Source organism: Cellulosimicrobium protaetiae (genome assembly GCF_009708005.2).
Classification (GTDB): Bacteria; Actinomycetota; Actinomycetes; order Actinomycetales; family Cellulomonadaceae; genus Cellulosimicrobium; species Cellulosimicrobium protaetiae.
Map to the genome: position 1 here is coordinate 3,446,822 of NZ_CP052757.1, position 25,256 is coordinate 3,472,077.

Annotated in this window: 19 protein-coding genes; 10 read left to right on the forward strand and 9 right to left on the reverse strand. The window is 74.0% G+C overall.

Annotation, left to right across the window (positions count from 1 at the left end; all coding sequences use genetic code 11):
- Positions 1 to 102 precede the first annotated feature (102 nt).
- The 7 genes from FIC82_RS14885 (at position 103) to narI (ending at position 9,866) form a co-directional block, all read left to right on the forward strand.
- Positions 103 to 642, forward strand: a complete 540-nt coding sequence (locus FIC82_RS14885; RefSeq protein WP_064315888.1) for an NUDIX hydrolase — start codon at positions 103 to 105, stop codon at positions 640 to 642.
- Positions 643 to 733: 91 nt separating this feature from the next.
- Positions 734 to 1,507, forward strand: a complete 774-nt coding sequence (locus FIC82_RS14890) for a helix-turn-helix transcriptional regulator (protein WP_168731940.1) — start codon at positions 734 to 736, stop codon at positions 1,505 to 1,507.
- 120 nt (positions 1,508 to 1,627) lie between these two features.
- Positions 1,628 to 2,974, forward strand: coding sequence for an MFS transporter (locus FIC82_RS14895; RefSeq protein ID WP_154799025.1), 1,347 nt, complete (start codon positions 1,628 to 1,630; stop codon positions 2,972 to 2,974).
- 58 nt (positions 2,975 to 3,032) lie between these two features.
- Positions 3,033 to 6,785, forward strand: coding sequence for a nitrate reductase subunit alpha (locus tag FIC82_RS14900; protein ID WP_168731941.1), 3,753 nt, complete (start codon positions 3,033 to 3,035; stop codon positions 6,783 to 6,785).
- Positions 6,785 to 8,431 carry a nitrate reductase subunit beta gene (narH, locus tag FIC82_RS14905; RefSeq protein WP_154799026.1) on the forward strand — a complete coding sequence of 549 codons (1,647 nt, stop codon included), beginning with the start codon at positions 6,785 to 6,787 and terminating at the stop codon, positions 8,429 to 8,431. Before FIC82_RS14900 ends, narH begins: the two co-directional genes overlap by 1 nt.
- Positions 8,428 to 9,135, forward strand: coding sequence for a nitrate reductase molybdenum cofactor assembly chaperone (gene narJ, locus FIC82_RS14910; protein WP_154799027.1), 708 nt, complete (start codon positions 8,428 to 8,430; stop codon positions 9,133 to 9,135). Before narH ends, narJ begins: the two co-directional genes overlap by 4 nt.
- A complete protein-coding gene (gene narI, locus FIC82_RS14915; RefSeq protein ID WP_154799028.1) occupies positions 9,132 to 9,866 on the forward strand; it encodes a respiratory nitrate reductase subunit gamma in 735 nt (244 codons plus the stop codon). The genes narJ and narI overlap by 4 nt, the downstream gene beginning before the upstream one ends.
- 100 nt (positions 9,867 to 9,966) lie before the next feature.
- On the opposite strand, the gene FIC82_RS14920 is transcribed toward narI, so the two are convergent.
- From FIC82_RS14920 to FIC82_RS14955, 8 genes are all read right to left on the reverse strand, one after another.
- Positions 9,967 to 10,299 (reverse strand): DUF2249 domain-containing protein, encoded by a 333-nt coding sequence (locus tag FIC82_RS14920; RefSeq protein ID WP_154799029.1) that lies wholly within the window; start codon positions 10,297 to 10,299, stop codon positions 9,967 to 9,969.
- 86 nt (positions 10,300 to 10,385) lie between these two features.
- Positions 10,386 to 13,253 (reverse strand): multicopper oxidase domain-containing protein, encoded by a 2,868-nt coding sequence (locus tag FIC82_RS14925; protein ID WP_253691207.1) that lies wholly within the window; start codon positions 13,251 to 13,253, stop codon positions 10,386 to 10,388.
- A complete protein-coding gene (locus FIC82_RS14930; protein WP_216609912.1) occupies positions 13,250 to 14,512 on the reverse strand; it encodes a hypothetical protein in 1,263 nt (420 codons plus the stop codon). Before FIC82_RS14930 ends, FIC82_RS14925 begins: the two co-directional genes overlap by 4 nt.
- Positions 14,513 to 14,669: 157 nt before the next feature.
- Positions 14,670 to 15,740: a TIGR03842 family LLM class F420-dependent oxidoreductase gene (locus FIC82_RS14935; protein WP_154799030.1), complete on the reverse strand. Its 1,071-nt coding sequence runs from the start codon at positions 15,738 to 15,740 to the stop codon at positions 14,670 to 14,672.
- Between the two features lie 37 nt (positions 15,741 to 15,777).
- The gene (gene hydA / locus FIC82_RS14940; protein ID WP_154799031.1) at positions 15,778 to 17,214 is read right to left on the reverse strand and encodes a dihydropyrimidinase; all 1,437 of its coding nucleotides are present in this window, start codon (positions 17,212 to 17,214) and stop codon (positions 15,778 to 15,780) included.
- A gap of 38 nt (positions 17,215 to 17,252) precedes the next feature.
- A complete protein-coding gene (locus FIC82_RS14945; RefSeq protein ID WP_154799032.1) occupies positions 17,253 to 18,089 on the reverse strand; it encodes a nitrilase-related carbon-nitrogen hydrolase in 837 nt (278 codons plus the stop codon).
- Between the two features lie 25 nt (positions 18,090 to 18,114).
- On the reverse strand, positions 18,115 to 19,533 hold the full coding sequence (locus tag FIC82_RS14950; RefSeq protein WP_154799033.1) for an aspartate aminotransferase family protein: 1,419 nt from the start codon (positions 19,531 to 19,533) through the stop codon (positions 18,115 to 18,117).
- Between the two features lie 16 nt (positions 19,534 to 19,549).
- Positions 19,550 to 21,049, reverse strand: coding sequence for a CoA-acylating methylmalonate-semialdehyde dehydrogenase (locus FIC82_RS14955; protein WP_216610066.1), 1,500 nt, complete (start codon positions 21,047 to 21,049; stop codon positions 19,550 to 19,552).
- A 216-nt stretch (positions 21,050 to 21,265) separates the two neighbouring features.
- Between FIC82_RS14955 and FIC82_RS14960 the strand changes: the two genes are divergently transcribed.
- Positions 21,266 to 23,395, forward strand: coding sequence for an endonuclease/exonuclease/phosphatase family protein (locus FIC82_RS14960; protein WP_168731942.1), 2,130 nt, complete (start codon positions 21,266 to 21,268; stop codon positions 23,393 to 23,395).
- Positions 23,396 to 23,437: 42 nt separating this feature from the next.
- On the opposite strand, the gene FIC82_RS14965 is transcribed toward FIC82_RS14960, so the two are convergent.
- Positions 23,438 to 23,974 (reverse strand): hypothetical protein, encoded by a 537-nt coding sequence (locus FIC82_RS14965; RefSeq protein ID WP_154799034.1) that lies wholly within the window; start codon positions 23,972 to 23,974, stop codon positions 23,438 to 23,440.
- A 213-nt stretch (positions 23,975 to 24,187) separates the two neighbouring features.
- On the opposite strand from FIC82_RS14965, the gene FIC82_RS14970 reads away from it, so the two are divergent.
- Positions 24,188 to 24,661 carry a hypothetical protein gene (locus tag FIC82_RS14970; protein WP_154799035.1) on the forward strand — a complete coding sequence of 158 codons (474 nt, stop codon included), beginning with the start codon at positions 24,188 to 24,190 and terminating at the stop codon, positions 24,659 to 24,661.
- A gap of 1 nt (position 24,662) precedes the next feature.
- Positions 24,663 to 25,256, forward strand: a complete 594-nt coding sequence (locus FIC82_RS14975; protein WP_154799036.1) for a shikimate kinase — start codon at positions 24,663 to 24,665, stop codon at positions 25,254 to 25,256.

Sequence of the window (25,256 nt, forward strand, 5' to 3'; positions counted from 1 at the left end):
CCCGGGCAACCTTTCCGGGCATCCGCACCGGGTCCTGGCCGTGCGCCGCCCCGGACCCCGCACCGAGCACCTCGGCAGGCCTGGCAGCATGGGCCCGTGACGATCCCCACCGCGCCGCGCGACCCCGGCGAGCCGCCCCCGCGGCTCCCCCGCCACCTCCAGCCCGGGGACGGCTGGGTCGAGTGCGAGTGCGGGCGCCGGCACTGGGGCCTGTTCGGTGCGGCGGGGCTCCTGCTCGGGCGGCGCGACGGCGAGGGGCGGCTGACCGACGTCGTGCTGCAGCACCGCGCCCCGTGGTCCGACCAGGGCGGGACGTGGGGCGTGCCGGGCGGCGCCGTCGGACCGGACGAGACGCCCGCGCAGGGCGCGCTCCGCGAGGCCCGGGAGGAGGCGGGCGTCGAGCCCGGGCACGTGCGCGTCCTCGGCGAGCACGTGCTCGACCACGGTCCGTGGCGGTACACGACCGTGCTGGCCGAGGTGGCCGACGGCGCGACGTTCGAGCCGCGCGCGACCGACGCGGAGAGCGTCGAGGTGCGCTGGGTGCCGGTCGACGACGTCGCGTCCCTGGACCTGCTGCCCGCGTTCGCAGACGCCTGGCCCGGCCTGCGCGCGACTCTCGACCACGGCACGACCGGGGCCTGACGGCCCGCGCGCGCGGGACCTTCGTCACCGATCGGCGCCTGACCGGTCCCGGGACCGGTCAGGCGCCGGTGGGCCGGGGCACGATGGCGTCGTGCCCGAGGACACGTCGACCACCTACCGCGCCCTCGCCTCCGCGAGCAGGCTGACGCTCCTGCACGCGCTGCAGGAGCGAGGGCCGATGACGCTCGCGGACCTCTCGCGCGAGGCCGCGCTGTGCCCGAGCGCGACCCGGGAGCACCTTCAGCGGCTGACGGACGCGGGCTTCGTGCGTGGCGCGCCCGAGGTCCGCACGACGCGCGGGCGGCCCCGCATCTTCTACGAGGCGATCGTGGGCGAGCACCCCCCGCAGGACGACGGCGCGACGCGGCGCCTCGGGGAGTCGATCGTCCGGGCCGCGCTCGCGCGCGCGGTGCTCGGGTACGACGACGCCCAGGACGCCGCGGACGTCCACCCCGCGCAGGACCGGTGCGGCGACGACCCAGCCGGGGCCACCGGACCGTCCCGGCGTGGCCCCGGCGACCTCGCGGGACCGGCGCGCGCGGCGGGGCGCCGGCTCGTCGACGTGCTGCGGACCGCGGGCCAGGAGGCCCCCGAGCCCACTCCCGAGAACCAGCTCGCCGCGCTCGACGACCATCTGCACCAGCTCGGGCTCGACCCCGAGCTCGACCGCGGCACGATGCGCGTCCACCTCTACCGGTGCCCGTTCCTCGCGCTCGCCGCCGAGCGCGAGGAGGTGCTCTGCGCGGTGCACCTCGGACTGGTCCAGGGCGTGCTCGCGGGCATCGGCGGTCCGGTGCGCGCCGAACGGCTGCTGCCGTTCGTCGAGCCGCACCACTGCGTGCTGCAGCTCTCACGCGCGGGCTGATTATTCACGGTCCCCGACCCGTCGCGCAGGCTCCCCCGCGCGCCATGCTGACGACGCACCGGGCAGAGCGCCCGGGGTCACGCCGACGACGGTGGTGACCTGCGACGACGGGAGGACGAGATGACCGCCCCTGCCACGACCAGACCGCCGTCGCTCCTCAGCGCGGCCCGCACGCCGTCGACCGTGGACCTGTCGACGTGGGACCCGGAGGACGAGTCCCGCTGGGACCGCCGGTTCGCGTGGCGCACGCTGTGGATCAGCACCTACAACCTCACGCTCGCGTTCTGCGCCTGGTACCTCGTGAGCGCGGTCGCCCCCCGGCTCAACGACGTCGGCTTCGACCTGACGACGGCACAGCTCTACTGGCTCACGGCCGTCCCGGGCCTGGCCGGCGGGCTGTTCCGCATGGTGTACATGTTCCTGCCGCCCGTCGTCGGCACCCGCACGCTCGTCGGCGGCACGGCGACGCTGATCCTTCTTCCGATGCTCGGCTGGACGTTCGCGGTCCGCGACGCGAGCACGCCGTACTCGGTGCTCATGCTCCTCGCCGTCGCGGCGGGGATCGGCGGCGGCGCGTTCTCGGGGTTCATGCCCTCCACGAGCTACTTCTTCCCGAAGCGCATGGCGGGCACGGCCCTCGGGCTTCAGGCCGGGATCGGCAACTTCGGCGTGAGCCTCATCCAGTTCCTCACGCCGTGGGTCGTCGGCTTCGGCCTCCTCGGGACGGCGGTCCTCACGCCGCAGCAGACGGCGACGGGCAGCGACCTGTGGCTGCACAACGCGGGCCTGGTCCTCGTGCCCTGGACGGTGCTCGGCGCGGTGCTCGCCGGCGTGTACCTCCGCCGCGTCCCGGTGCAGGCGAACTTCCGCCAGCAGCTCGACATCTTCGGGAACAAGCACACGTGGATCATGACGGCCATCTACCTCATGACCTTCGGGGCGTTCAGCGGGTTCGCGGCGCAGCTCGGGCTGCTCATCGTCGCGCAGTACGGCAGCTTCGAGAACGCGCCCGACCCGCTGCGCTACGCGTTCCTCGGGCCGCTGCTGGGCTCGGCCGCGCGCGCCGGTTTCGGGCCGCTGTGCGACCGGTTCGGCGGGGCCGTGTGGACGCTCGTCGCGGGGATCGGCATGACGGTGTCGACGGTGTTCTCGCTGTTCTTCCTCGACCCGACGGACGTCGGGCAGTTCGGCTGGTTCCTCGCGGGGATGCTCGCCGTCTTCACCTTCGCCGGGATCGGCAACGCGGGGACGTTCAAGCAGATGCCGATGATCTTCCCGCGCCGCCAGGCGGGCGGGGTGATCGGCTGGACGGCGTCGATCGCGGCGTTCGGCCCGTTCCTCGTCGGCATCGGCCTCTCGATGGTCCCCGCGCGGTCCTTCTTCATCGGCTGCGCCGTGTTCTTCGCGCTGTGCACGTGGCTCACGTGGCACTACTACGCCCGCCCGGGCGCACCGAACCCGTCCTGACCCGTACCCCGTCGGGTCGGTCCCGCCCCCGGCCGACCCCCGATCCCGAGGAGCTGTCGTGCCCCCACTCGACGAGCGAACCCCCCGCGACCCGGCCGACGCCCTGCTGCGGCTGGGGAGCCGGCTCCGCCGCGGGCAGGTGTCGGAGGACCTGCGCCAGGTGTTCCTGACCGGCGGACGTCAGGGCGACGTGTTCTACCGCGACCGCTGGTCCCACGACAAGGTCGTGCGCTCCACCCACGGCGTGAACTGCACCGGGTCCTGCTCCTGGAAGGTCTACGTCAAGGACGGCATCATCACCTGGGAGACCCAGCAGACCGACTACCCCTCCGTCGGCCCCGACTCCCCCGAGTACGAACCCCGCGGCTGCCCCCGCGGCGCCGCGTTCTCCTGGTACACCTACTCCCCCACCCGCGTGCGCTACCCCTACGTCCGCGCCACCCTGCTCGACCTGTACCGGCGCGCGAAGAGCACGGTCGGCGGCGACCCCGTGCTCGCGTGGGCGAAGGTCACGTCAGACCCGGAGTCGGCCCGCGCCTACAAGTCGGCCCGCGGCAAGGGCGGCCTCGTGCGCGCGACCTGGGACGAGGCCGCCGAGATCGTCGCCGCAGCCCACGTGCACACCATCAAGACCTACGGCCCCGACCGCGTCGCCGGGTTCTCCCCCATCCCCGCCATGTCCATGGTGTCGCACGGGGTGGGGTCACGGTTCGTCCAGCTCCTGGGCGGGACCATGCTGTCGTTCTACGACTGGTACGCCGACCTCCCGGTCGCCTCCCCGCAGGTGTTCGGCGACCAGACCGACGTGCCGGAGTCCGGGGACTGGTGGAACTCGACGTACTGCATCATGTGGGGCTCCAACGTCCCGGTCACCCGCACCCCCGACGCCCACTTCATGGCGGAGGCGCGGTACCGCGGCCAGAAGGTCGTGACCGTGTCGCCGGACTACGCGGACAACACCAAGTTCGCCGACGAGTGGCTCGCGCCCCATCCCGGCACCGACGGCGCCCTCGCCCAGGCGATGGGCCACGTCATCCTCACCGAGTTCCACGTGCGCGACCGCGCAGCCCGGTTCCTCGACTACATGGCGCAATACACCGACGCCCCGTACCTCGTGACCCTCGAGCCGCGCGGGGACGCGTACGTGCCCGGGCGGTTCCTCACGGCGGACCGGCTCGCGGGCACCCCCGCGGCCGACCAGGCCGGTGCCCCGAACGCGGCCTCCAAGACCGTGATCCTGTCCCGCGAGGGCGACGTCGTCGTCCCCAACGGGTCGCTCGGGCACCGCTACGGCGACCCCGGTCGCTGGAACCTCGACCTCGAGGGCGTCGAGCCGGCGCTGTCGGTCGCGGACCTGTCGGGCGGCGCGTCGGGCGATCCGGTCGCCGTCGACCTCCCGCGCTTCGACCTCGCCCCCGAGGAGGGCGCCGAGCACCAGGGCGGCGCGGGCGCCGTCCGGCGCGGCGTGCCGACGCACCGCGTGGGCGAGCACCTGGTGACGACGGTCTACGACCTCCTGCTCGCGCAGTACGGCGTCGACCGCCCCGACCTCGACCTGCCGGGCGAGTGGCCGACGGGCTACGACGACCCTGCGACGCCGGGCACCCCGGCGTGGCAGGAGGAGATCACCGGCGTCCCCGCCGTCGCCGCGGCGCGCATCGGGCGCGAGTTCGCGCAGAACGCGCTCGACTCCGGCGGCCGGTCGATGATCATCATGGGCGCCGGGACCAACCACTGGTTCCACTCCGACACGATCTACCGCACGTTCCTCGCCCTCGTGACCATGACCGGCTGCCAGGGCGTGAACGGCGGCGGCTGGGCGCACTACGTCGGGCAGGAGAAGGTCCGCCCGATCACGGGCTTCCAGCAGTACGCCAACGCGCTCGACTGGGTCCGCCCTCCTCGCCTCATGATCAGCACGGCGTTCTGGTACCTCGCGACGGACCAGTGGCGCTACGACGGCCTGCCCGCGGACGCGCTCGCGTCCTCGCTGGCACCCGGGAAGCTCGCGGGCCGTACGACGGCGGACACGCTGGTGGAGTCCGTCCGTCGCGGCTGGACGCCGAGCTACCCGACGTTCGACCGCAACCCTCTCGACCTGGTGGACGAGGCGGAGGCGGCGGGCACGGACCCGGTGCGCCACGTCGTCGACCAGCTCTCCTCGGGCGAGCTCGACTACGCGTGCGCCGACCCCGACGACCCGGCGAACTTCCCGCGCGTCCTCACCGTCTGGCGCGCGAACCTGCTCGGGTCGTCGGGCAAGGGCAACGAGTACTTCCTCAAGCACCTGCTGGGGACCGACGCCGCGGTGCGCGCCCCCGAGTCCGGGCCGGACCGCCGCCCGCGGGACATCGCGTGGCACGACGAGGCGCCCCGGGGGAAGCTCGACCTGCTCGTCACCGCCGACTTCCGGATGACGTCGACGACGCTGTTCTCCGACGTCGTGCTGCCGGCCGCGACCTGGTACGAGAAGCACGACCTGTCCTCGACGGACATGCACCCGTTCGTGCACTCGTTCAACCCGGCGATCAGTCCCCCGTGGCAGACACGCACGGACTTCGACATCTTCCACACGATCGCCCGGCGCATCTCCGAGCTGTCGGTGACGCACCTGGGCGTGCGCAAGGACGTCGTGGCCGTCCCCCTCGCGCACGACACCCCGGACGCCATGGCCACGCCCCACGGCGAGGTCCTGCCGCAGGGCGAGCTCGTGCCCGGGGTGACCATGTCCAAGCTCGTCGTCGTCGAGCGCGACTACCCGGCGTTCGCCGACCGGCTCGCCGCCCTGGGCCCGCTCACCCAGAAGGTGGGCATGGTCACCAAGGGGGTCGCGTTCGACCCGACGCCGGAGGTCGAGCGGCTCGCCGTCGCGAACGGCGTCGTCGCCGGCGGACCGACGGCGGGACGTCCGCGCCTGGACCGGGACACCCACGTGTGCGAGATGATCCTCGCGCTCTCGGGGACGACGAACGGGCGGCTCGCGGTGCAGGGGTTCGAGGACCTGGAGCGTCGTACGGGACAGCGCCTGGCCGACCTCGCGCGGGACGAGCAGGGCAAGCGCATCACGTTCCCGGACGTGCAGTCGCGCCCGACGGCGGTCATCACCTCTCCCGAGTGGTCCGGCTCCGAGCACGGCGGGCGGCGCTACAGCGCCTTCGTCATCAACGTCGAGCGGCTCAAGCCGTGGCACACGCTCACCGGCCGTCAGCACTTCTTCCTCGACCACGACTGGATGACCGAGCTCGGCGAGCAGCTCCCGGTCTACCGGCCGCCGCTCGACATGCACCGCCTGTTCGGCGACTCGCGCGTCGGCGACACGTCCCCCACGGGGGCGCAGGGGTCCGAGGGCTACGCGGAGGTCGCCGTGCGCTACCTGACCCCGCACTCGAAGTGGTCGATCCACTCCGAGTACCAGGACAACCTCTTCATGCTGTCGCTCTCGCGCGGCGGCCCCACGATCTGGATGAGCCCGCAGGACGCGGAGAAGATCGGCGTCGCGGACAACGACTGGATCGAGTCCTACAACCGCAACGGGGTCGTGGTCGCACGGGCCGTCGTCTCGCACCGCATGCCCGAGGGCACGGTCTTCATGTACCACGCGAAGGACCGGACCGTGGACGTGCCGCGGTCGGAGACGTCCGGTCTGCGAGGTGGCATCCACAACTCCCTGACGCGCGTGCTGCTCAAGCCCACCCACCTCATCGGCGGCTACGCGCAGCTCTCGTACGGCTTCAACTACATCGGCCCGACGGGCAACCAGCGTGACGAGGTCACGGTGATCCGTCGTCGTTCTCAGGAGGTGACCTACTGATGAAGGTCATGGCGCAGATGTCGATGGTGATGAACCTGGACAAGTGCATCGGGTGTCACACGTGCTCGGTCACGTGCAAGCAGGCCTGGACCAACCGCACCGGGGTCGAGTACGTGTGGTTCAACAACGTCGAGACCCGCCCCGGCCTGGGGTACCCCCGCACCTACCAGGACCAGGACCGCTGGCAGGGCGGGTGGGTGCGCACCAAGAAGGGCAAGCTCAAGCTCCGCGCCGGGGGCAGGTTGAAGAAGCTCGCCACGATCTTCTCCAACCCCGTCCTGCCCTCGATCCACGACTACTACGAACCGTGGACGTACGAGTACGACATGCTGCTCTCGGCCCCCCAAGGAGCGCACACCCCGGTCGCGCGGCCCAAGTCGCTGCTGACGGGCAAGGACATGAACATCTCCTGGTCGGCGAACTGGGACGACGACCTCGCCGGGTCCACCGCGACCATGGACCAGGACCCGATCCTGCAACACATGTCCGAGCACGTCGCGACCGAGCTCGACAAGACGTTCATGTTCTACCTGCCCCGCATCTGCGAGCACTGCCTCAACCCCGCCTGCGTCGCGTCCTGCCCCTCGGGGGCCATGTACAAGCGGGCCGAGGACGGCATCGTCCTCGTCGACCAGGACGCCTGCCGCGGGTGGCGCATGTGCGTCACCGGCTGCCCCTACAAGAAGGTCTACTTCAACCACAAGACCGGCAAGGCCGAGAAGTGCACCCTGTGCTACCCCCGCCTCGAGGTCGGCCTGCCCACCGTGTGCTCCGAGACGTGCGTGGGACGCCTGCGCTACCTCGGCCTCGTCCTGTACGACGCCGACCAGGTCACCCAAGCCGCCGCCGTCGAGGACGAGCACGACCTCCTCGCCTCCCAGCGCGCCGTCTTCCTCGACCCGAACGACCCCGCCGTGATCGCCGCCGCCCGACAAGAGGGCATCCCCGAGGACTGGATCACCGCCGCCCAGAACTCCCCCATCTGGGACCTCATCAGCCGGTACGAGATCGCCCTGCCGCTGCACCCCGAGTACCGCACCCTGCCCATGGTCTGGTACATCCCACCCCTGTCCCCCGTCGTCGACGTCGTCACCGCCTCCGGCAACGACGGCGAAGACGGACGCACCCTGTTCGCCGCCATCTCCCAGCTGCGCATCCCCCTGGAGTACCTCGCCGGACTGTTCACCGCGGGCGACACCGCCCCCGTCGAACGCGTCCTACGCCGCCTCGCCGCCATGCGCTCCTACATGCGCGACCTCAACCTCGACCGCGAACCCGACGAACAGACCGCCGCCGCCGTCGGCATGACCGGCACCCAGATCCAGGACATGTACCGCCTGCTGGCCATCGCCAAGTACGAAGACCGCTACGTCATCCCCACCGCCCACACCGAGATCGCCCGCGAGCTCGACGAGCTCTCCTGCTCCCTCGACTACGACGGCGGCCCCGGCATGGGCGGCGCGGGGCCGACGACGGGCGAGTCGTTCCACGCGGTCGGCGCGCAGGAGCGCGCCACGAGCCCGTACACGCCGTCCACGTCGGGCCGGGTCAACCTGCTCAACTGGGACGGCGACGGGACCCCGGGCGGGCTGTTCCCACCGTCGCGACCCACGGGCCGCCCCGATCCCGCGGGGGGTGCGGCATGAGGCGCGCGGCCCGGTCCCGGCCGGCGTCCTCGACGAGCGGCGCGTCGCCCGGCCCCCTGCCGGACGACCAGCGCCGCGCCGCGCACACGGTGATCTCGCTCCTGCTCGACTACCCCACCGCGGAGACCGCCGCCCACCGGGCGGACGTCGAGGACGTCGTCGCCGGGCTGCCCCCGGACGTGCGGCGGCCGCTGCGCGCGTTCCTCGACGCCACGGTGTCCGTGCCCCTCCGTGAGCTCCAGGCCGCCTACGTCGCGACGTTCGACCTCAAGCGCCGGTGCTCGCTCTACCTGTCGTACTACGCGGCCGGGGACACCCGGAAGCGCGGCGCCGCCCTCGTCACGTTCGTCGAGGCGTTCCGCGCCGCCGGCTGGGAGACGGACGGTTCGGAGCTGCCCGACCACCTGCCCACGGTGCTCGAGCTCTCCGCCCGCACCGACGGCGAGATCGCTGGGATGGTGCTCGACGCGCACCGCGACGGCATCGAGGTGCTGCGGGCCGCGCTGGAGACCCTGCGCAGCCCGTACGCGCACGTGGTCGGCGCGCTCGTCGCGACGCTGCCGACGATGCAGTCCGAGACGGCCGCGCGCTTCCGCGACCTCGTCTCCGCGGGACCGCCCACCGAGCTCGTCGGCCTGAGCGACCCTTCCCACCTCACGCCCTTCGCCACGATCCCGAGCCTGACCGAGGAGACCCGACGATGAGCCCGCTCGACGTCCTGCTGTGGGTCGCCGTCCCGTACGCCGTGGCGGCGGTGTTCGTGGTCGGCCACGTGTGGCGCTACCGCTACGACCAGTTCGGCTGGACGACGCGCTCGTCGCAGATCTACGAGAAGCGGTGGCTGCGCCTGGGTTCGCCCCTGTTCCACGTCGGCATCCTCATGGTCATCGGTGGTCACGTCGTCGGCATCCTCGTGCCGCGCACGTGGCTCGAGGCGGTGGGCGTCGACGAGCACGCGTACCACCTCGTGGCGACCGTGGCCGGCACGTTCGCCGCGGTCCTCACCGTCGTCGGGCTCGTCATCCTCGTGATCCGGAGGCGGCTGTCCGGCGCTGTGTTCCGCGCGACGACGCGCATGGACAAGGTCATGTACGTCGCGCTGGGGGCCGCGATCGGCTTCGGGACCCTCGCGACGGTGCAGCACCAGATCTTCGGCGGCGGCTACGACTACCGCGGCTCGATCTCGCCCTGGTTCCGCTCGCTGCTCACGTTCCAGCCCGACGCCTCGCTCATGGCCGACGTCCCGCTCACGTTCCAGCTCCACGTCCTGTGCGGCCTGGCGCTGTTCGCCCTGTGGCCGTTCACGCGCCTCGTGCACGTGTTCTCCGCGCCGCTCGGGTACCTCACGCGGCCCTACGTCGTGTACCGCCGCCGTCCCGCGACGACGTCGTCCCGTCCCCCGCGCCGCGGCTGGGAGCCCCCGGGCGCCCCGTAGCCCGGCTCACCTCGACCCGGTCCGAGCACGACGACGCCCGGCGGCCATCCCCGTGCCGCCGGGCGTCGTCACGTGCGGGCCGGTCGACGGCCCGGGCTTCTCAGCCCTGCACGGGCACCGGCCTGCGCGTGAGCCGGATGCTCACCTCGGTCGCCTCACGGGACACGTACTCGCGGTCGAACGCGCCGGGCTCGCGGCCCTCGAGCTGCGCGAGCAGCGGGAGCGGGTCGTGCGGCGCGACGAGCACGAGCCCGTCCCCGGGCGCGAGCGCCTCGAGGGCCCCGAAGACGACGCCGTGGCGCACCGCGTGCGGGATCGTGCGGACGTCGAGGACGATCTCGGCGTCGTCGTGCGCGCACCCGCACGTGTGCCCCTCCTCGTGCGCCGCCTCGTGCTGCGGGGGCTCGGTGATCTCGATCGGCTCTGCTGCCATGGTGGTCCTCCTGTCGTGGCGCCGTGACGCCGGTGGTGGGGCTGGGTCGGTGGTCGTCGGCACGGGTCCCCGGACGGTCTGTCCGCTCACGGCGCGACGTCGAACGCACCCGAGGCGCCGCGCTCGGCGTCGGACATGGCGTGCGTGACGAAGGGGTAGGTCCCGGCCTCGGGGAACGCGAGCTCGACGAACCCGCCCTGCGCGGGCAGGAGGCCGAGCACCTGGCTGCCGCCCGTCGTGCCGGCCGGGAGCGCGTACGCGCCCTCGTGGTAGACGGTGTCGAACTGGCCGCCGACGACGTGGAACGCGCTCGGGCGGTTCGGCCCGGCGTCGAGCACCCACACGCGCACGCGCTCGCCGACCCGGGCGTCGAGGGGGTCGTACCGGTACTGGTTCGCGTAGCCGTTGAACGCGAGCAGGTCGGGCTCGGCTGCCGCGACCTTCGCGTCGTCGGCGGACGCGCCCTGCGCACCCAGGTAGAGCTCGGACTGCACGACGACGTACTCGCGATGGACGGGGGTGAGGTCTGGCGGGTCGATGATCACCGCGCCGAACATGCCGTTGGCGATGTGCAGCGACATGGGCATGGTCGAGCAGTGGTACATCCAGATCCCCGCCCGGGTCGCCGTGAAGCGGTAGACGAGCGACTCCCCCGGCGCGATGGTCCGCATCGGCTCGTCGGGCGCGAGCGCGCCGGCGTGGAAGTCGACGGAGTGCCCGATCGTCCCGTCGTTGACGAGCGTGATCTCGAAGACGTCGCCGATCTTCCCCCGCAGCACGGGCCCGGGCGCGGTCCCGCCGAAGGTCCACACCGTCTGCTCGACGCCGGGAGCCACCTCCTGCACCGTCTCCGTCACGGTGAGGGTGCGCCGGTGCACGACGGGCTCGCCTGCGGGGTCGATCTCGGCCGGAGCGAGGGTCGCGTCGCGCGCGGTGAACCCGTCGCCCGGTTGTGTCATGAGGTCGACGTCGGACGCGGCCAGCGAGTCCTCCTCGCCCGAGCCCGCGCTCGTGTGCCCGTGGTGCGCGTCGGTGCCGTCGTTGGCCGCGAGCGTCCCGCCGGACCCCTCCGAGCCGGTGCCCTCGGCGTCGATCGTGAGTGTCATGCCCATGAGCCGGTGCCCGGCCACGGAGCACCAGCCGTCGAGGTCGCCGCTCACCACGCCGACGTCGACCGTGACGGTCTCCCCCGGTGCGACGCGGCCCGACGTCGTGCCGTCCTCGAGGACGAGGTCGTGCACGTCGTCGTCGGTGTTGGTGAGCTCGACGACGAGCCGGTCGCCCGCGGGCACGGTGATGGTGTCCGGGACGAACCGCATGTCGGCGGCCTCGACCTGCACGGTCGTCGTGCGGCCGGTCGCCGCGACCGGCACGCCGGCCCCTCCGGTCCCGGCGACGGCGCCACCCCCCACGGCACCGGAACCGACACCGGCCGCGACCGGGTCGGCCGCGACGCCGCCCACGACGGCGAGCGCGAGCGTCGCGACGGCGGCCGTCACCGCGCCCGCGAGCGGCCGACGCGCCTGCGCGTCCCGGAGGGCGGCGACGGCGCGTGCGGCGTCGCCGCGGCGCGTGCCCGACGGCGGAGCGCCCGTCGTGAGGCTCGCTGCCCCTGGGACGGGCGGCTGGGCCGGGGACGGCGCGGCCGCCGGCAGGGACGCGTCGTCTCCCGAGACCGCGTCGCCCCGCGAGACGATCACGGCGCGCAGCGCCAGCACGAGGAAGGCGAGGAAGGTCGCGAAGACGACGAGCGACAGCCCGACCCGCACCCACGACGGCAGCGGCAGGAGGTACAGCGCGAGACCGCCGTTCGCGACGATCACGCGGTACGCGCCGCCCGCGCCGACGACCGCCTCGGTGCGGCGGCGTCGCGCCGGGCCGCCGCCGAGCACGACTGGGACGAGGTAGGTGAGGGCGCCGAGGAGCACCTGAGCGGCGAACCCGACGACGAACGGCAGCAGCAGCCCGCCGATCGCGTCCTGCGCCGCGGCCCACGACGGCGCCGCGGCGACCTGGATCCCGAACGTAGCCACGCTCCCGGCGAACCACACGACGGACGCGGCGAGGCTCCACGCGGCGAACCCCCACGCGCGGCGCTGCGCCGCCCGGCCCTGCGCCGCGAGGTGCCGACCGACCATCACGGTGCCGCCGAGCACGACCGCGGCCCCGGCCGCGACGAGCGGCCGCCACCCGACGGCGCACGCCGCGACGACGAGCAGGATCCCGGTCGTGAGCACGGGCAGCGCGTGGCGGGCCGCGACGTCGGCGTCGGGCTCGATGCGCGTGCGCAGCACGGTCGGCCACAGCAGCACGAGCGTGCCCAGCACCGTGAGACCCACCCACCCGAGGACGTTGAGCGTCACGTGCGCCACGTAGAGGCGGCCGTACGCCTCCGTCCCCGCGCCGCCGCGGGCCATGAGGACGCCGAGCGTCACGCCGACCGGCAGGCACGCGGCAGCGACCACGTAGTAGCGGACGAGCCGACCGAAGCGCGACGGCAGCGCGCCCCGGCCCTGGAGCGCGAGCACGGTCGCGTGCGTGAGCGCCCCCGCGCCCACCAGCACCCCGCCCGCGACCACGAGGGACCAGACGTCGGCCAGCAGCCCCGCGACGACGAGCAGCGCGCCGACCGTGTGCGCGGCGAGCCGCGCGACGTGCAGCGGGCGGCCGCCCGGTGCCTGTCGGCGCAGCATCGTGTCGGCGAAGTGCTGGCTCCACACGAGGATGGCCGTGCTCACGGCGCCGAGCATGAGGACGTGGACCATGAGCCACACGGCCTCGGGCACGAACCGGTGCACGACGACGAGCACCACCTCCGCGACGAACCAGCCGAGGACGAGGGCGTGGAGCCACAGGTTCCGGCCGGTCACCCCGACCTTCTGCGTCCCGGGCAGCGGACCGGAAGGTCGGGCGGACAGGAGCGAGGGTCGCTCGGGCGAGGCGGGCACGGTCACCTTCCGAAGACGATCGGGACTGCGGCGGCTGCCGAGGTAGAACCCTGGTCGGCCGAGGAAGAATCCTGGTCACGCGAAGCAGACCCCTGGTCCACTGATGCGCGCGCCGGGGTGGGCCGAGCGGCTGGCTCGACCCCTCGGAGCGCCGACCAGACCGCGACCCCGACGAACCCGAGGACGGCGAGCACGTTCGCCGCCCCGCCGACGCGGACGGCCGTGACCGTCGCAGGCCCGTCGCCCGCGAGGTCGCCGACGACCCGGACGGCGAGCGACACGTGCAGCAGCGCGAGCGGCGCCCACATCGCGGCGCGGTACGGGAGCGGACGGCGCAGCACGGCCGGGAGGATGAGCGGCGCGTGCGCCATGATCATCGACAGCCCGAACCCGAGGAACACGGCGTGCACGACGGCGTCGTACGTCGTCCCCGAGCGCAGCGTCACCGCAGGGCCGAGGCCGGAGGGACCGGCACCGGCCGCGAGGAACACCCAGGCGGCGCCCGCGAGGACGAGCCAGGCGTACCCCGCGAGCATCGCTGCGGCGGCGAAGCGCGGCAGCCCGGACGCGCGGACGGTGCGACGCGCGACGTCGCGCCGCAGCAGGACCACGGCCGACGCCGCGAGCGCCGCCCCGGCGAGCGCGTCCCCGGGCGCGGGCGCGAGCAGGGCGACGCTCGCGGCGGCGACGTAGACCAGCGCACCGGCGAGGACAGCGCGCTCGGTCCGGGCGTCGATCTCGAGCCGTGCGAGCTCGACGCGCTCGCCGAGCACGGTCCAGGCGACGAACCCGACGAGCCACGGCAGCAGGTCGGGCACCGCGACGCCCGCGGCCCAGAGCGCGGCACCCCCGACGGCGAGCACGGCGCCCGCGGCCTGGACCGCGGTCGCGACGGCGGGCTGGCGCCTCCAGAGCGCGGCGTAGATGGCGACGAGCCCGAGGGTCCCCGCGACGAGCAGCCCTTGGCCGAGCGCGCGGGGTGCGGGCGAGAGGAGCGCGAGCGCGCCGAGGCCGAGCGCGGTGGGCGCGACGTAGGCGACGGGGCGACGCACCGCGACGGCGCGCTCGAGCGTGACGAGCGTGCCGACGAACCCGAGCACCATGAGCAGGCCGTGCGCGTCCTGGACCCGCTCCGCCGGGACGGGCGACGGGAGTCCGAGCAGGGCCAGTCCGGTCGCGAGGCCGGTGAGCAGCGCGACCCCGGCGGGCAGGACGAGGAGCGCCCGGAACGGCGTCCGGCTCGTCAGGCCCCGAGGGTTTTCCACGGTCCCGACCGTAGGAATCCGGCGGTACGCCCGGACAGGGCCGAAGGTCCCGCCACGGCGCGCCGGTCACGTGGGCTGGGTCACGCCGGCAGTCACAGGAGCTGGGTCGCGCCGGCGGTCACGCGGGACGGGAAACGCAGGGCGGGTATGCGGCGGCTCACTCGCGCGCCCGGGCGAGGTCGCGCACCGCGGGGCCGACCGTCTCGCCGTAGGCGCGCAGCGTCTCGTCCTTCGCGTCGTGCTGGAGGTAGACGGCGAACTGGTCGACCCCGAGCGCGGCGAGCTCCTGGAGGCGCTCGACGTGCCGCTCCGGCGGCCCGACGAGGCAGAACCGGTCGACGATCTCGTCGGTGACGAACGTCGTGTGCGTGTTGCCCGCACGCCCGTGCTCGTTGTAGTCGTAGCCCTCGCGCCCGGCGACGAAGTCGGTGAGCGCGTGCGGGATCGTCACGCCCGCGCCCTCCTCCGACCCGCCCGGCCCGTAGCGCGCGACGATCTCCGCGACGTGGTTGCCGACCATCCCGCCGAACCACCGGCACTGGTCGTACGCGTGCGCGAGCGCGCGTCGTCCGGCCTCGCCGTTCGACGGCGCGGTGCCCGTCACGTAGGCGGGTGCGGCGACGCAGATGCGCACCGCGTCCGGGTCGCGTCCCGCGCGCTCGGCCGCGGACCGGACGGCGGCGACCGACCACGCGACGACGTCGGGGTCGGCGAGCTGGAGGATGAAACCGTCGCCCACCTCGCCCGTGAGGGCGAGCGCCTTCGGCCCGTAGGCGGCGACCCACACCGGGAGCCGGGAGTCGGGGTTCCACGGCAGGCGCAGCGTCGAGCCGCGGTACTCCACGGTCTCCCCCGACGCGAGGCCGCGGATCACGCCGATCGCCTCGCGCAGCTCGGCGAGCGTCACGGGGCGGCCGTTGATGACGCGCACCGCGGAGTCGCCGCGGCCGATGCCACAGATCGTCCGGTTGCCGAACATCTCGTTGAGGGTCGCGAACAGCGAGGCGGTGACGGTGACGTCGCGCGTCGCGGGGTTGGTGACCATCGGCCCGACGGTGACCCGGTGCGTCGCGGAGAGGATCTGGGAGTAGACGACGAACGGCTCCTCCCAGAGCAGGTGCGAGTCGAACGTCCACACGTGGGAGAACCCGTAGGTCTCCGCCTGCCGTGCGAGGTCGACGACCCGCCACGCGGGCGGGTCGTTCTGCAGCACCACCCCGAGGTCCATGCCCGCCTCCGATCCGGTCCTTGCCGTCCTTCGCTGCTCAGCGCAGGTACGCCGACAGCCCGCGGCGCAGGAAGCGTCCGTGCCCGGGGCTGCCGTGGTACATGCCGTCCTCGACGACCACGCGCCCGCGCGACATGACGACGTCCACGTGCCCGGCGACCTCGAACCCCTCCCACGCGGAGTGGTCCATGTTCATGTGGTGCGTCTTCCCGTACCCGATCGACGTGCGCCCCGCGGGGTCGTAGACGACGACGTCGGCGTCCGCACCCGGGGCGAGCACGCCCTTGCGACCGTCGAGCCCGAACATGCGCGCCGGCGTCGTGCAGCACAGCTCGACCCAGCGCTCACGCGTGATGCGCCCGTCGACGACGCCCTGGTAGAGCAGGTCGAGCCGGTGCTCGACGCCGCCGATCCCGTTGGGGATCTTCGAGAAGTCGCCGCGCCCGAGCTCCTTCTGCTCCTTCATGCAGAACGGGCAGTGGTCGGTGCTCACGACGGACAGGTCGCCCGTGCGCAGGTAGCGCCACAGCTCGTCCTGGTGGCCCTCGGCGCGCGACCGCAGCGGCGTCGAGCACACCCACTTGGCGCCCTCGAAGTCCCCCCACTCCTCGCTGCGCGCGGCGAGCTGCTCCTCGAGCGAGAGGTAGAGGTACTGCGGGCACGTCTCGCCGAACACGTTCCAGCCCTCGTCGCGCGCCTGCGCGAGCGTCGCGACGGCCTGCTTCGCGGACATGTGCACGACGTACAGCGGTGCGCCGGTGAGGCGCGCGAGCATGATCGCGCGGTGCGTCGCCTCCTCCTCGGTCTCCCACGGGCGGCTCGTGCCGTGGAAGTACGGGGCGGTGTCGCCGCGGTCGAGCGCCTCGCGCACGAGCACGTCGATCGCGATGCCGTTCTCGGCGTGCATCATGATCACCGACCCGTTGTCGCGCGCCTTCTGCATGGCGCGCAGGATCTGTCCGTCGTCGCTGTAGAACACGCCCGGGTAGGCCATGAAGAGCTTGAAGCTCGTGATGCCCTCCGTGACGAGCTCGTCCATCGCCTTGAGCGAGTCGTCGTCGACGCCGCCGAGGATCTGGTGGAAGCCGTAGTCGATCGCGCACCGCCCGTCCGCCTTCGCGTGCCACGCGGCGAGCCCGTCCTGCACCCGTTCCCCGGTGCGCTGGACCGCGAAGTCGACGATCGTCGTCGTGCCGCCCCACGCAGCGGCCCGCGTGCCGGTCTCGAACGTGTCCGACGCGTTCGTCCCGCCGAACGGCAGCTCCATGTGCGTGTGGCAGTCCACGGCACCCGGGATGACGTACTTGCCCGTCGCGTCGATCACGCGCTCGGCGGTCGCGGCGAGGTCCGCGCCCAGGCTCGTGTCCCCCGGCCGCAGCAGCGCGGCGACCTGCTCGCCGTCGACCAGCACGTCGGCGAGCGTCGAGCCCGTGGGCCCGACGACGGTCCCTCCCCGGATCAGCGTGTGCGGCATCGCGTGGTCTCCCCTCGGTACGGGTCTCGGGTCCCGGCTCAGGGCCGGGTGAGGTCGTCGTAGGCGTCGGGGCGGCGGTCGCGGTAGAACTGCCACCGGTCGCGCACGACGCGCAGGAGGTCCAGGTCGAGGTCGCGCACGATGAGCTCCTCGGCGTGGTCGTCCGCCGGGTCACCCACGAACGAGCCCTCGGGATCGACGAAGTACGACGTGCCGTAGAAGTCGTCGTCGCCCAGGTCTTCGATGCCCACGCGGTTGATCGCGCCGACGTAGTACTCGTTCGCGACCGCCGCCGCCGGCTGCTCGAGCTTCCACAGGTAGTTCGACAGCCCGCGGCTCGTCGCGCTGGGGTTGAGCACGATCTCCGCGCCGTTCAGGCCCAGCGCGCGCCAACCCTCGGGAAAGTGCCGGTCGTAGCAGATGTACACGCCCACGCGCCCGACGGCGGTGTCGAACACCGGGTAGCCCAGGTTGCCGGGGCGGAAGTAGAACTTCTCCCAGAACCCGCGCACGTGCGGGATGTGGGTCTTGCGGTACTTGCCGAGGTAGCGCCCGTCGGCGTCGATCACCGCCGCGGTGTTGTAGAGCACGCCCGGCTGTTCCTCCTCGTACACGGGCAGCACGACGACGGTCCCCAGCTCGGCCGCGAGCGCCGAGAAGCGCTCGACCGTAGGCCCGGGGACGGACTCGGCGTACGCGTAGTACGCGGCGTCCTGCACCTGGCAGAAGTACGGCCCGTAGAACAGCTCCTGGAAGCACACGAGCTGCGCGCCCTGGTCGGCGGCGTCGCGCAGGTGCTTCTCGTGGACGTCGATCATCGACTCCTTGTCGCCCGTCCAGCGGACCTGGGTGAGCGCGGCTCGCACGGTGGTCATGAACCCTCCTCGGGTGTCCGGTGTGTCATTCCCGCGCCGCCTCGGCCTGCTCGTCGGCGACGTCGAGGGCCGCGTCGATCGCGGCGATGCCGTGCTCGAGGTCGTCGGCGGACGTGACGAGCGGCGGGGCGACGTGCAGGCGGTTGAAGTGCACGAACGGCCACACGCCGCGCTCCTTGATCGCCGCGACGACCGCACCCATGGGCGCGGCGGCGGGCCCGCTCGCGTTGAACGGGACGAGCGGCTCGCGCGTCTCGCGGTCGCGCACGAGCTCGACCGCCCAGAAGAACCCGAGCCCGCGGACCTCCCCGACGCTCGGGTGCCGGGCGGCGATCTCGCGCAGCCGCGGGCCGATGACGTCGGCGCCCAGCGTCCGCACCCGCTCCAGGATCCGCTCGTCCTCGAACGTGCGGACCGTCTCGACCCCGACCGCGCACGCGAGCGGGTGGCCGGAGTAGGTGAGGCCACCGGGGAAGACGCGGTCGTCGAACGTCCGTGCGACGTGCTCCCCGATGATCACCCCACCGAGCGGCACGTAGCCCGAGTTCACGCCCTTGGCGAAGGTCACGAGGTCCGGCACGACGCCCCACCGGTCCACGGCGAACCACTCGCCCACGCGTCCGAACCCGACCATCACCTCGTCGGTGACCAGGAGGATCCCGTGCTCGTCGCACAGCGCGCGCACGCCCGCGAGGTAGCCGTCGGGCGGGATCAGCACGCCGTTCGTCCCGACGATCGTCTCGAGCAGGATCGCCGCGATCGTCCCGGGCCCCTCGAGCTGCACGACCTCGCGCAGGTGGGCGAGCGCGCGCTCGCCCTCCTCCGCGTCGTCGCGCGCCCCGAACGCCGAGCGGTACGCGTACGGCCCGAGGAAGTGGCGCACGTGCGGGTCGGGCGAGACCTCGTTGGGCCAGCGCCGCGGGTCGCCCGTGAGGGACATCGCCGTCGTGGTGTTGCCGTGGTACGACCGGTAGGCGGCCAGCACCTTGGCGCGCCCCGTGTGCAGGCGCGCGAGCCGCACCGCGTTCTCGACGGCGTCCGCCCCGCCGTTCGTGAAGAAGACCCGCCACCGCCGGTCGTCGCCCGCCCCGCCCGCCGGGGTGCCACCGGTCCGCGCGCCCGGCGCGCGCTCCGTGATGAGCCGCGCGAGCTCGCCCCGCACGTCGTTGGCGAACGTCGGCCCGACCGTCGCGAGGCGTCCGGCCTGCGCCTGGAGCGCCGCGACGAGGCGCGGGTGCTGGTGGCCCAGGTTGAGGTTGACGAGCTGGGACGCGAAGTCGAGGTAGCGGTTGCCGTCCTCGTCCCAGAACCACGCCCCCTCGCCGCCCGCGACGGGCAGCGGGTCGATCGCGCCCTGCGCGGACCACGAGTGGAAGACGTACCGGTCGTCGTCGCGCGTGCGCGACCGCTCGGCCCCTCGCACGGCCTCCTGGTGCGTCGTCATCGTCACTCCCTGCCCGTCACCGGGTCCGGGGGAAGCCGAGGTCGACGCCCGCCGTGGACGGGTCGGGCCAGCGTGTCGTGACGACCTTCGTGCGCGTGTAGAACTGCACGCTCTCCGGCCCGTAGACGTGCAGGTCCCCGAAGAGCGAGCTCTTCCAGCCCCCGAACGAGTAGTAGCCGACCGGCACGGGGATGGGGACGTTGACGCCGATCATCCCGGCCCGCGCGTCGACCTCGAACGCGCGCGCCGCGCCGCCGTCGCGCGTGAAGATCGCCGCGCCGTTGCCGTAGGGGTTGTCGTTCACGAGCCCGACGGCCTCGTCGTAGGACTCCGCCCGGACGACCGACAGCACCGGCCCGAAGATCTCCTCCCGGTACACCGTGTGCTCGGGCCGCACGTGGTCGACGAGCGTGGGGTGCAGGAAGAACCCCTGCCCCAGCTCGGGAGCGCTGGCCCCCGTGCCCGGGGGTGCCTCGCGCCCGTCGACGACGAGCGTCGCCCCCTCCTCGGCCGCCGTGCCCACGCGGGCCGCGACCCGGTCGCGGTGCTCGGCCGTGATGAGCGGGCCCATCTGCGACGCGGGGTCGGAGCCCGGCCCGACGACGAGGCGCGCCACGCGCTCGCGGATCGCCTCGACGAGAGGGTCGGCCACCGCGCCCACGGCGACGAGCACGGAGACCGCCATGCACCGCTCGCCCGCGGACCCGTACGCCGCGGAGACCGCCGCGTCGGCCGCGACGTCCACGTCGGCGTCGGGCAGCACGACCATGTGGTTCTTCGCACCGCCCAAGGCCTGGACGCGCTTGCCGTGCCGGGTCCCCGTCTCGTAGACGTGGCGCGCGACGGGCGTCGAGCCGACGAAGCTCACGGCCTCGACATCGGGGTGCTCCAGCAGGCGCTCGACCGCGACCCGGTCGCCCTGCACGACGTTCACGACGCCGTCGGGCAGCCCCGCCTCCTGGAGCAGGCGCGCGACGACGAGCGACGCCGAGGGGTCGCGCTCGCTCGGCTTGAGCACGACCGTGTTCCCGCACGCGATCGCGTTCGGGATCATCCACAGCGGCACCATGGCCGGGAAGTTGAACGGCGTGATGCAGGCGACGACGCCGAGCGCCTGCTTCACCTCGTGCACGTCCACGCCCGCCGACGCCTGCTCCGTGTACCCGCCCTTGAGGAGCTGGCCGATCCCGCACGCGAACTCGACGCACTCGAGCGCGCGGGCGACCTCGCCCGCCGCGTCGGAGAGCACCTTGCCGTGCTCGGCGCTCACGACCGCCGCGATCTCGTCCCGGTGGTCGACGAGGAGCTGGTGGAACGCGAAGAGGATCTCGACGCGCCGCGAGACGCTCGTCGCGCGCCACGCGGGGAACGCGTCCCGCGCTGCGGCGACCGCGGCGTCGACGTCGGCCGCCGACGCGAGCGCCACCCCACCGGTGACCTCACCGGTCGCCGGGTCGTGGACCGGCCCGTACCGTTCCGCGTCCGTCCTCAGGCCGCCCGCGACCCAGTGCCCGATGCGCGCTTCCCCGGCGCGCGCCTGCTCGTCGTCCGTCGCGGGCGGGGCGCTCGTGGCGTCCCCCGCGAGCGGGGAGATCCCAGCGGTCGTCTCCACGTCCTCGCCTCCTCGCGCGCCGAGGTGGTGGCGCGCCGTCGCAGCCGATCCCCCAGTCTGGCACGGAAGACCCGATCGTGTGGTGCGGATCACAGCGCCCGCCCGGTAGCGTCGTGCCTCGTGAGCGCAGCGCAGCCCCCGTCCGCCCCGTCGGTCTCCCGGCCCGGCACCCGGTACGACCGGGCGACCGCCGTCCCGCTCCTGCTCGTCGTGACGGTCACCGCGATCGTCGTCGAGCTCGTGCGGTCGAGCGGCCCGCTGCTCGACCACGCGTTCTCCGCGGGCGTCGTCACCGTCGCCCTCACGGCGGTCGCGACGTACGCCGCCCCCGGCGTGCTCGTCGTGATGATCGCGGCGCGGCTCGAGCTCACCGGCAAGGTCGTGCTGCTCGCCGTCGCGGCGCTCGTCGTGGCGCGCCTCGCGCTCCAGGGCCTCGGTGCGGCGATCGCCGGGGGCGTCGACCTCGGGCTCGTGCGGTACGGCGTCGGGCTTGCGACGGTCGCCCTCGGAATCGGGGTGCTCGTGCTCGTCGCGGCGTTCGCGAGCGGGACCCCGACCGGCGGCCCGACAGGCGGCTCGGGGGGCGAGACCGGCCCGGCACCCGGGTCCGAGGGTGCCCCGGCACCGTCCCGGCCCGGCGGGCTCGCGCGCGGGTCGCTCGTCGCCCTCGGCGTCGTGCTCGGGGCGCTCCTCGCCGGAGCGCTGAGCGCCGCGCTGGGGACGTGGGACGCCTACTGGCGGTCCGACGTCGCGGGGTGGGTCGTGACCGTCGTGGTCGCCGCCGCGGCGGTCGCGTGCGCGTGGGCGCTGCGGGGACGGTCCGCGTGGCCGGGGTCGCGCGGGCTGTGGGTGCTCGGTCCGTCCGTCGCGCTGCTGGTCCAGGTGCTCGCCAACCCCGCGTTCTCCGCGTCCCAGACGGGCGTCGCGCTGCCCTTCGCGGTCGCCGCCCTGGCCGTCGCGGCCCTGCTCACCGCGTGGTTCGTGCCGTGGGCGGGCCGGTCGACCCCGCCCGGGTCACCGTGGGTGTCTTCTGCCGTGCTCGTCGTCGGCGTCGCGGTGGTGTTCCTCGCCGTGCCGCGCCTGGACGGACCCGGGACCGTCGGGGGCTGGGCGCTCCTCGTCCTGCTGGTGCTGCTCGTGCCCGCCGCGGCGCGCACCCTCGCGCTCGCCCTGACGCGCACCGCGCGCCCCCTCACCTGGCTGCGCCTCGCCGGCGCGGCGAGCGTGGCCGGGCTCGGGATCGCCGTGCCGCTGCTCGGGTACCAGCTCGAGTACGACGTCCCGCTCCCGTTCCCCCACACGCTCGTGCCCGTGGCCGCAGCGCTCGCGCTCGCGGTTCCCGCCGTCGTCGCCGGGCTCCGCGCCCGGGGCGCCGCGGCCTCCGCGGGCGACCCCCCACCGCCGGGCAGCGACGAGCGCGCGGCCGGGACCACCCCGGTGCCGCTCGCCGTCGGCGGGGCGGTCGCGGTGCTCGCGCTCGTGGGGGTCACGCAGGTCCACGTGCCGACCACGACGTCCGCCGTCGCCGACTACCCGGTCGGCGACCTGCGCCTGCTCGACTGGAACCTGCACTACGGCGTGAGCGCCGACCCGTCGGTCCGGCTCGACGAGATGGTCGCGACGATCGAGGACTCGGGCGCCGACGTCGTCACGCTGCAGGAGGTTTCCCGCGGCTGGGTGCTCGGCGGCGGCGCGGACATGGCGACCTACCTCGCGCGCGAGACCGGGATGCGCGTCGTCTTCGTCCCCGCGGCCGACCGGCAGTTCGGCAACGCGATCCTGTGGGACCCGCTGCGCGGCGACCTCGCCGACGTCGCGCGCCACGCCCTGCCCTACGGTGCCGGGCCGCAGGAGCGCTCCGCGATCTCGGCGACGCTCGACGCCGCGGGCGTCCCGGTGCGCGTGACGTCCGTGCACCTGCAGCACCGCGAGGAGAACACGCCGACCCGCCTCGACCAGCTCGAGACGCTCCTCGCCGACGAGCCCGTCGAGGGGGCGTACGTCCTCGCGGGCGACCTCAACGCCGAGCCCGGCTGGGACGAGATCACGTTCCTCGAGGAGGAGGGCCTCGAGAGCGGTCAGGACGTCGCCGGCGACCCGGACGCGCTCACGTCGCCGTCCGTGGCCCCCGCGCACCGCATCGACTGGGTCTTCGGGTCCGACGCCGTGACCTTCCGCAGCTTCGAGGTCCTCGAGGTCACCGCGTCCGACCACCGGCCCCTGCTCGCCGAGCTCCGCGCCCGCGACTGAGCCCGCCCTCTCGGCCCGCCGTCGCATCCCGGCGGCGTCGGCCTACGTGAGCGCACGCACCACGGCGTCCGCCCACGGCTCCGCCAGGACGCACCCGACGAGCACCGCCAGCAGGTACAGGAACCCGAACCGTCGCGCGAGTCGCGTCGGCGTCGCGCCCATGATCGCCGCGACGATCCCGAAGAACATGGCACCGACGAACGTCACCGCGGCCCCGAGGATCAGCGCCCCGACGTCCGCCGGGCACGGCGGACCTGACGTCTCGGGCCCGCACGGAAACGGCGTCGGGACCTGGGTCGCGCGGACGACGGCCCATACCGTCAGCGGCAGGCACACCCCGGCCACGACCGTGAGCACCGCCCGGAGCGGCACCGACCACCGGTACATCTCGGCCCGCGCCGCGTCCTCCGTCTCCAACGTCGGGTCTCCCGCGTCCTCCGGCTCCGACGTCGGGTCTCCCGCGTCCTCCGGCTCCGACGTCGGGTCTCCCGCGTCCTCCGGCTCCGACGTCGGGTCTCCCGCGTCCGACGTCGCGGTACCGACGCCCCCAGCCCCGCCCTGCTCGCTCGGTGAGTTCACGGCGCGCAGCGTACCGACGCCCCGACGTCCCGCGCTCCGCCGCCCGGACCCGCCGGACCGCCGTGCCGAGTTCCCGGCCCGCGTGGCGGGTCCGCGGCGGGGCGCCCTCGCCGCTGAGGTAGAACCGTGGACCCGCGAGGTAGAACCCTGGTCCGCCAAAGTAGAACCGTGGTCCCGCCAAGGATCGGTCTCGGCGGAGGTTAGGGTCGGCGGGTGCGCATCGAGCTGACCGTGACCGAGGCCGTGGAGATCGCGCGTGCGACGGGCGGTCTGCCGCCGTACGTGCGCTCGGTGACCGGTGAGGGCGACGACGTGCGCGTCGTCGTCGACCTGCGCGAGGTGCCCGACCCGCCGTCGGCGCTCAGGCTCGCCGCCCGGCTGGTCCCCGTGGTGCGGGCGACGCTGCACGTCGAGTCGGTCGTGGCGGGCACCGCGGTGCTCGCGGTCGAGGCCAACGCTGCCGGCCTGCCCGCGCACAAGCTGCTCGGCTTCGTCGAGGCCCCGCTCCAGGGCGCGCTGCGTTCGCACGGGCTGCCGCCGGAGGCGGTGCGCGTGCTGCCCGACGCGCGGGTCGCGGTCGACGTGCAGGCGCTGCTCGGCGGCGTGCTCGAGCACACCTTCCCGGGGTTCCAGCTCACCGAGCTCGCGTTCGCGGACGGGACGCTGCGCCTCGACGGCCGGCTCTGAGGTGTCGCGGCAGCGGGCGGACGGCCGGGCCGTCGCGCCGGTCCTCGTCCTGCTCGGCCCCGCGGCCACCGGCAAGTCCACGATCGGCGAGCTCGTGGCCGGCTTGCTCGGGGCGCCGTTCGTCGACCTCGACGCCGTCGCGGACCGCTACTACCCGGAGGTCGGGTGGAGCGTCGACCGGCTCGTCGAGCGCTTCGCGGTGGTCGGCCGGGTCGCGGCAGAACGGGAGTGGGAGCCGGCACGAGCGCACGCCGTCGAGCGTGCGGTCGCCGAGCACCCCGGCGCGGTGCTCGCGCTCGGTGCGGGGCACGCGTCGTACACGGACCCGGCGTGCCGGGACCGCGTGCGCGCTGCGCTCACGCCCGTGCCGCACGTCGTCCTCGTCCTGCCCGGCACCGACCGCGAGGACGCCCTGACGGTGCTGCGGGCGCGGTCGGTCGCGTCGAAGGGCACGGACTGGGTCCGCGACGGCCACGACTTCCTCGCCGAGTGGTTCGACGACGTCGGCACGCGCGACCTGGCGCACCGCACGTTCGTCACCGGCCCGGAGGACGCGGGCGCGAGCGCCCGGAGGCTCGTCGCCACCCTCGCCTGA

What these genes read in the sequence shown, in the direction of transcription:
- FIC82_RS14895 (WP_154799025.1), top strand. Translation starts at nt 1,628, where the DNA reads ATGACCGCCCCTGCCACGACCAGACCGCCGTCGCTCCTCAGCGCGGCC.
- narH (WP_154799026.1), top strand. Translation starts at nt 6,785, where the DNA reads ATGAAGGTCATGGCGCAGATGTCGATGGTGATGAACCTGGACAAGTGC.
- narJ (WP_154799027.1), top strand. Translation starts at nt 8,428, where the DNA reads ATGAGGCGCGCGGCCCGGTCCCGGCCGGCGTCCTCGACGAGCGGCGCG.
- narI (WP_154799028.1), top strand. Translation starts at nt 9,132, where the DNA reads ATGAGCCCGCTCGACGTCCTGCTGTGGGTCGCCGTCCCGTACGCCGTG.
- FIC82_RS14920 (WP_154799029.1), bottom strand. Translation starts at nt 10,299, where the DNA reads ATGGCAGCAGAGCCGATCGAGATCACCGAGCCCCCGCAGCACGAGGCG.
- FIC82_RS14935 (WP_154799030.1), bottom strand. Translation starts at nt 15,740, where the DNA reads ATGGACCTCGGGGTGGTGCTGCAGAACGACCCGCCCGCGTGGCGGGTC.
- hydA (WP_154799031.1), bottom strand. Translation starts at nt 17,214, where the DNA reads ATGCCGCACACGCTGATCCGGGGAGGGACCGTCGTCGGGCCCACGGGC.
- FIC82_RS14945 (WP_154799032.1), bottom strand. Translation starts at nt 18,089, where the DNA reads ATGACCACCGTGCGAGCCGCGCTCACCCAGGTCCGCTGGACGGGCGAC.
- FIC82_RS14950 (WP_154799033.1), bottom strand. Translation starts at nt 19,533, where the DNA reads ATGACGACGCACCAGGAGGCCGTGCGAGGGGCCGAGCGGTCGCGCACG.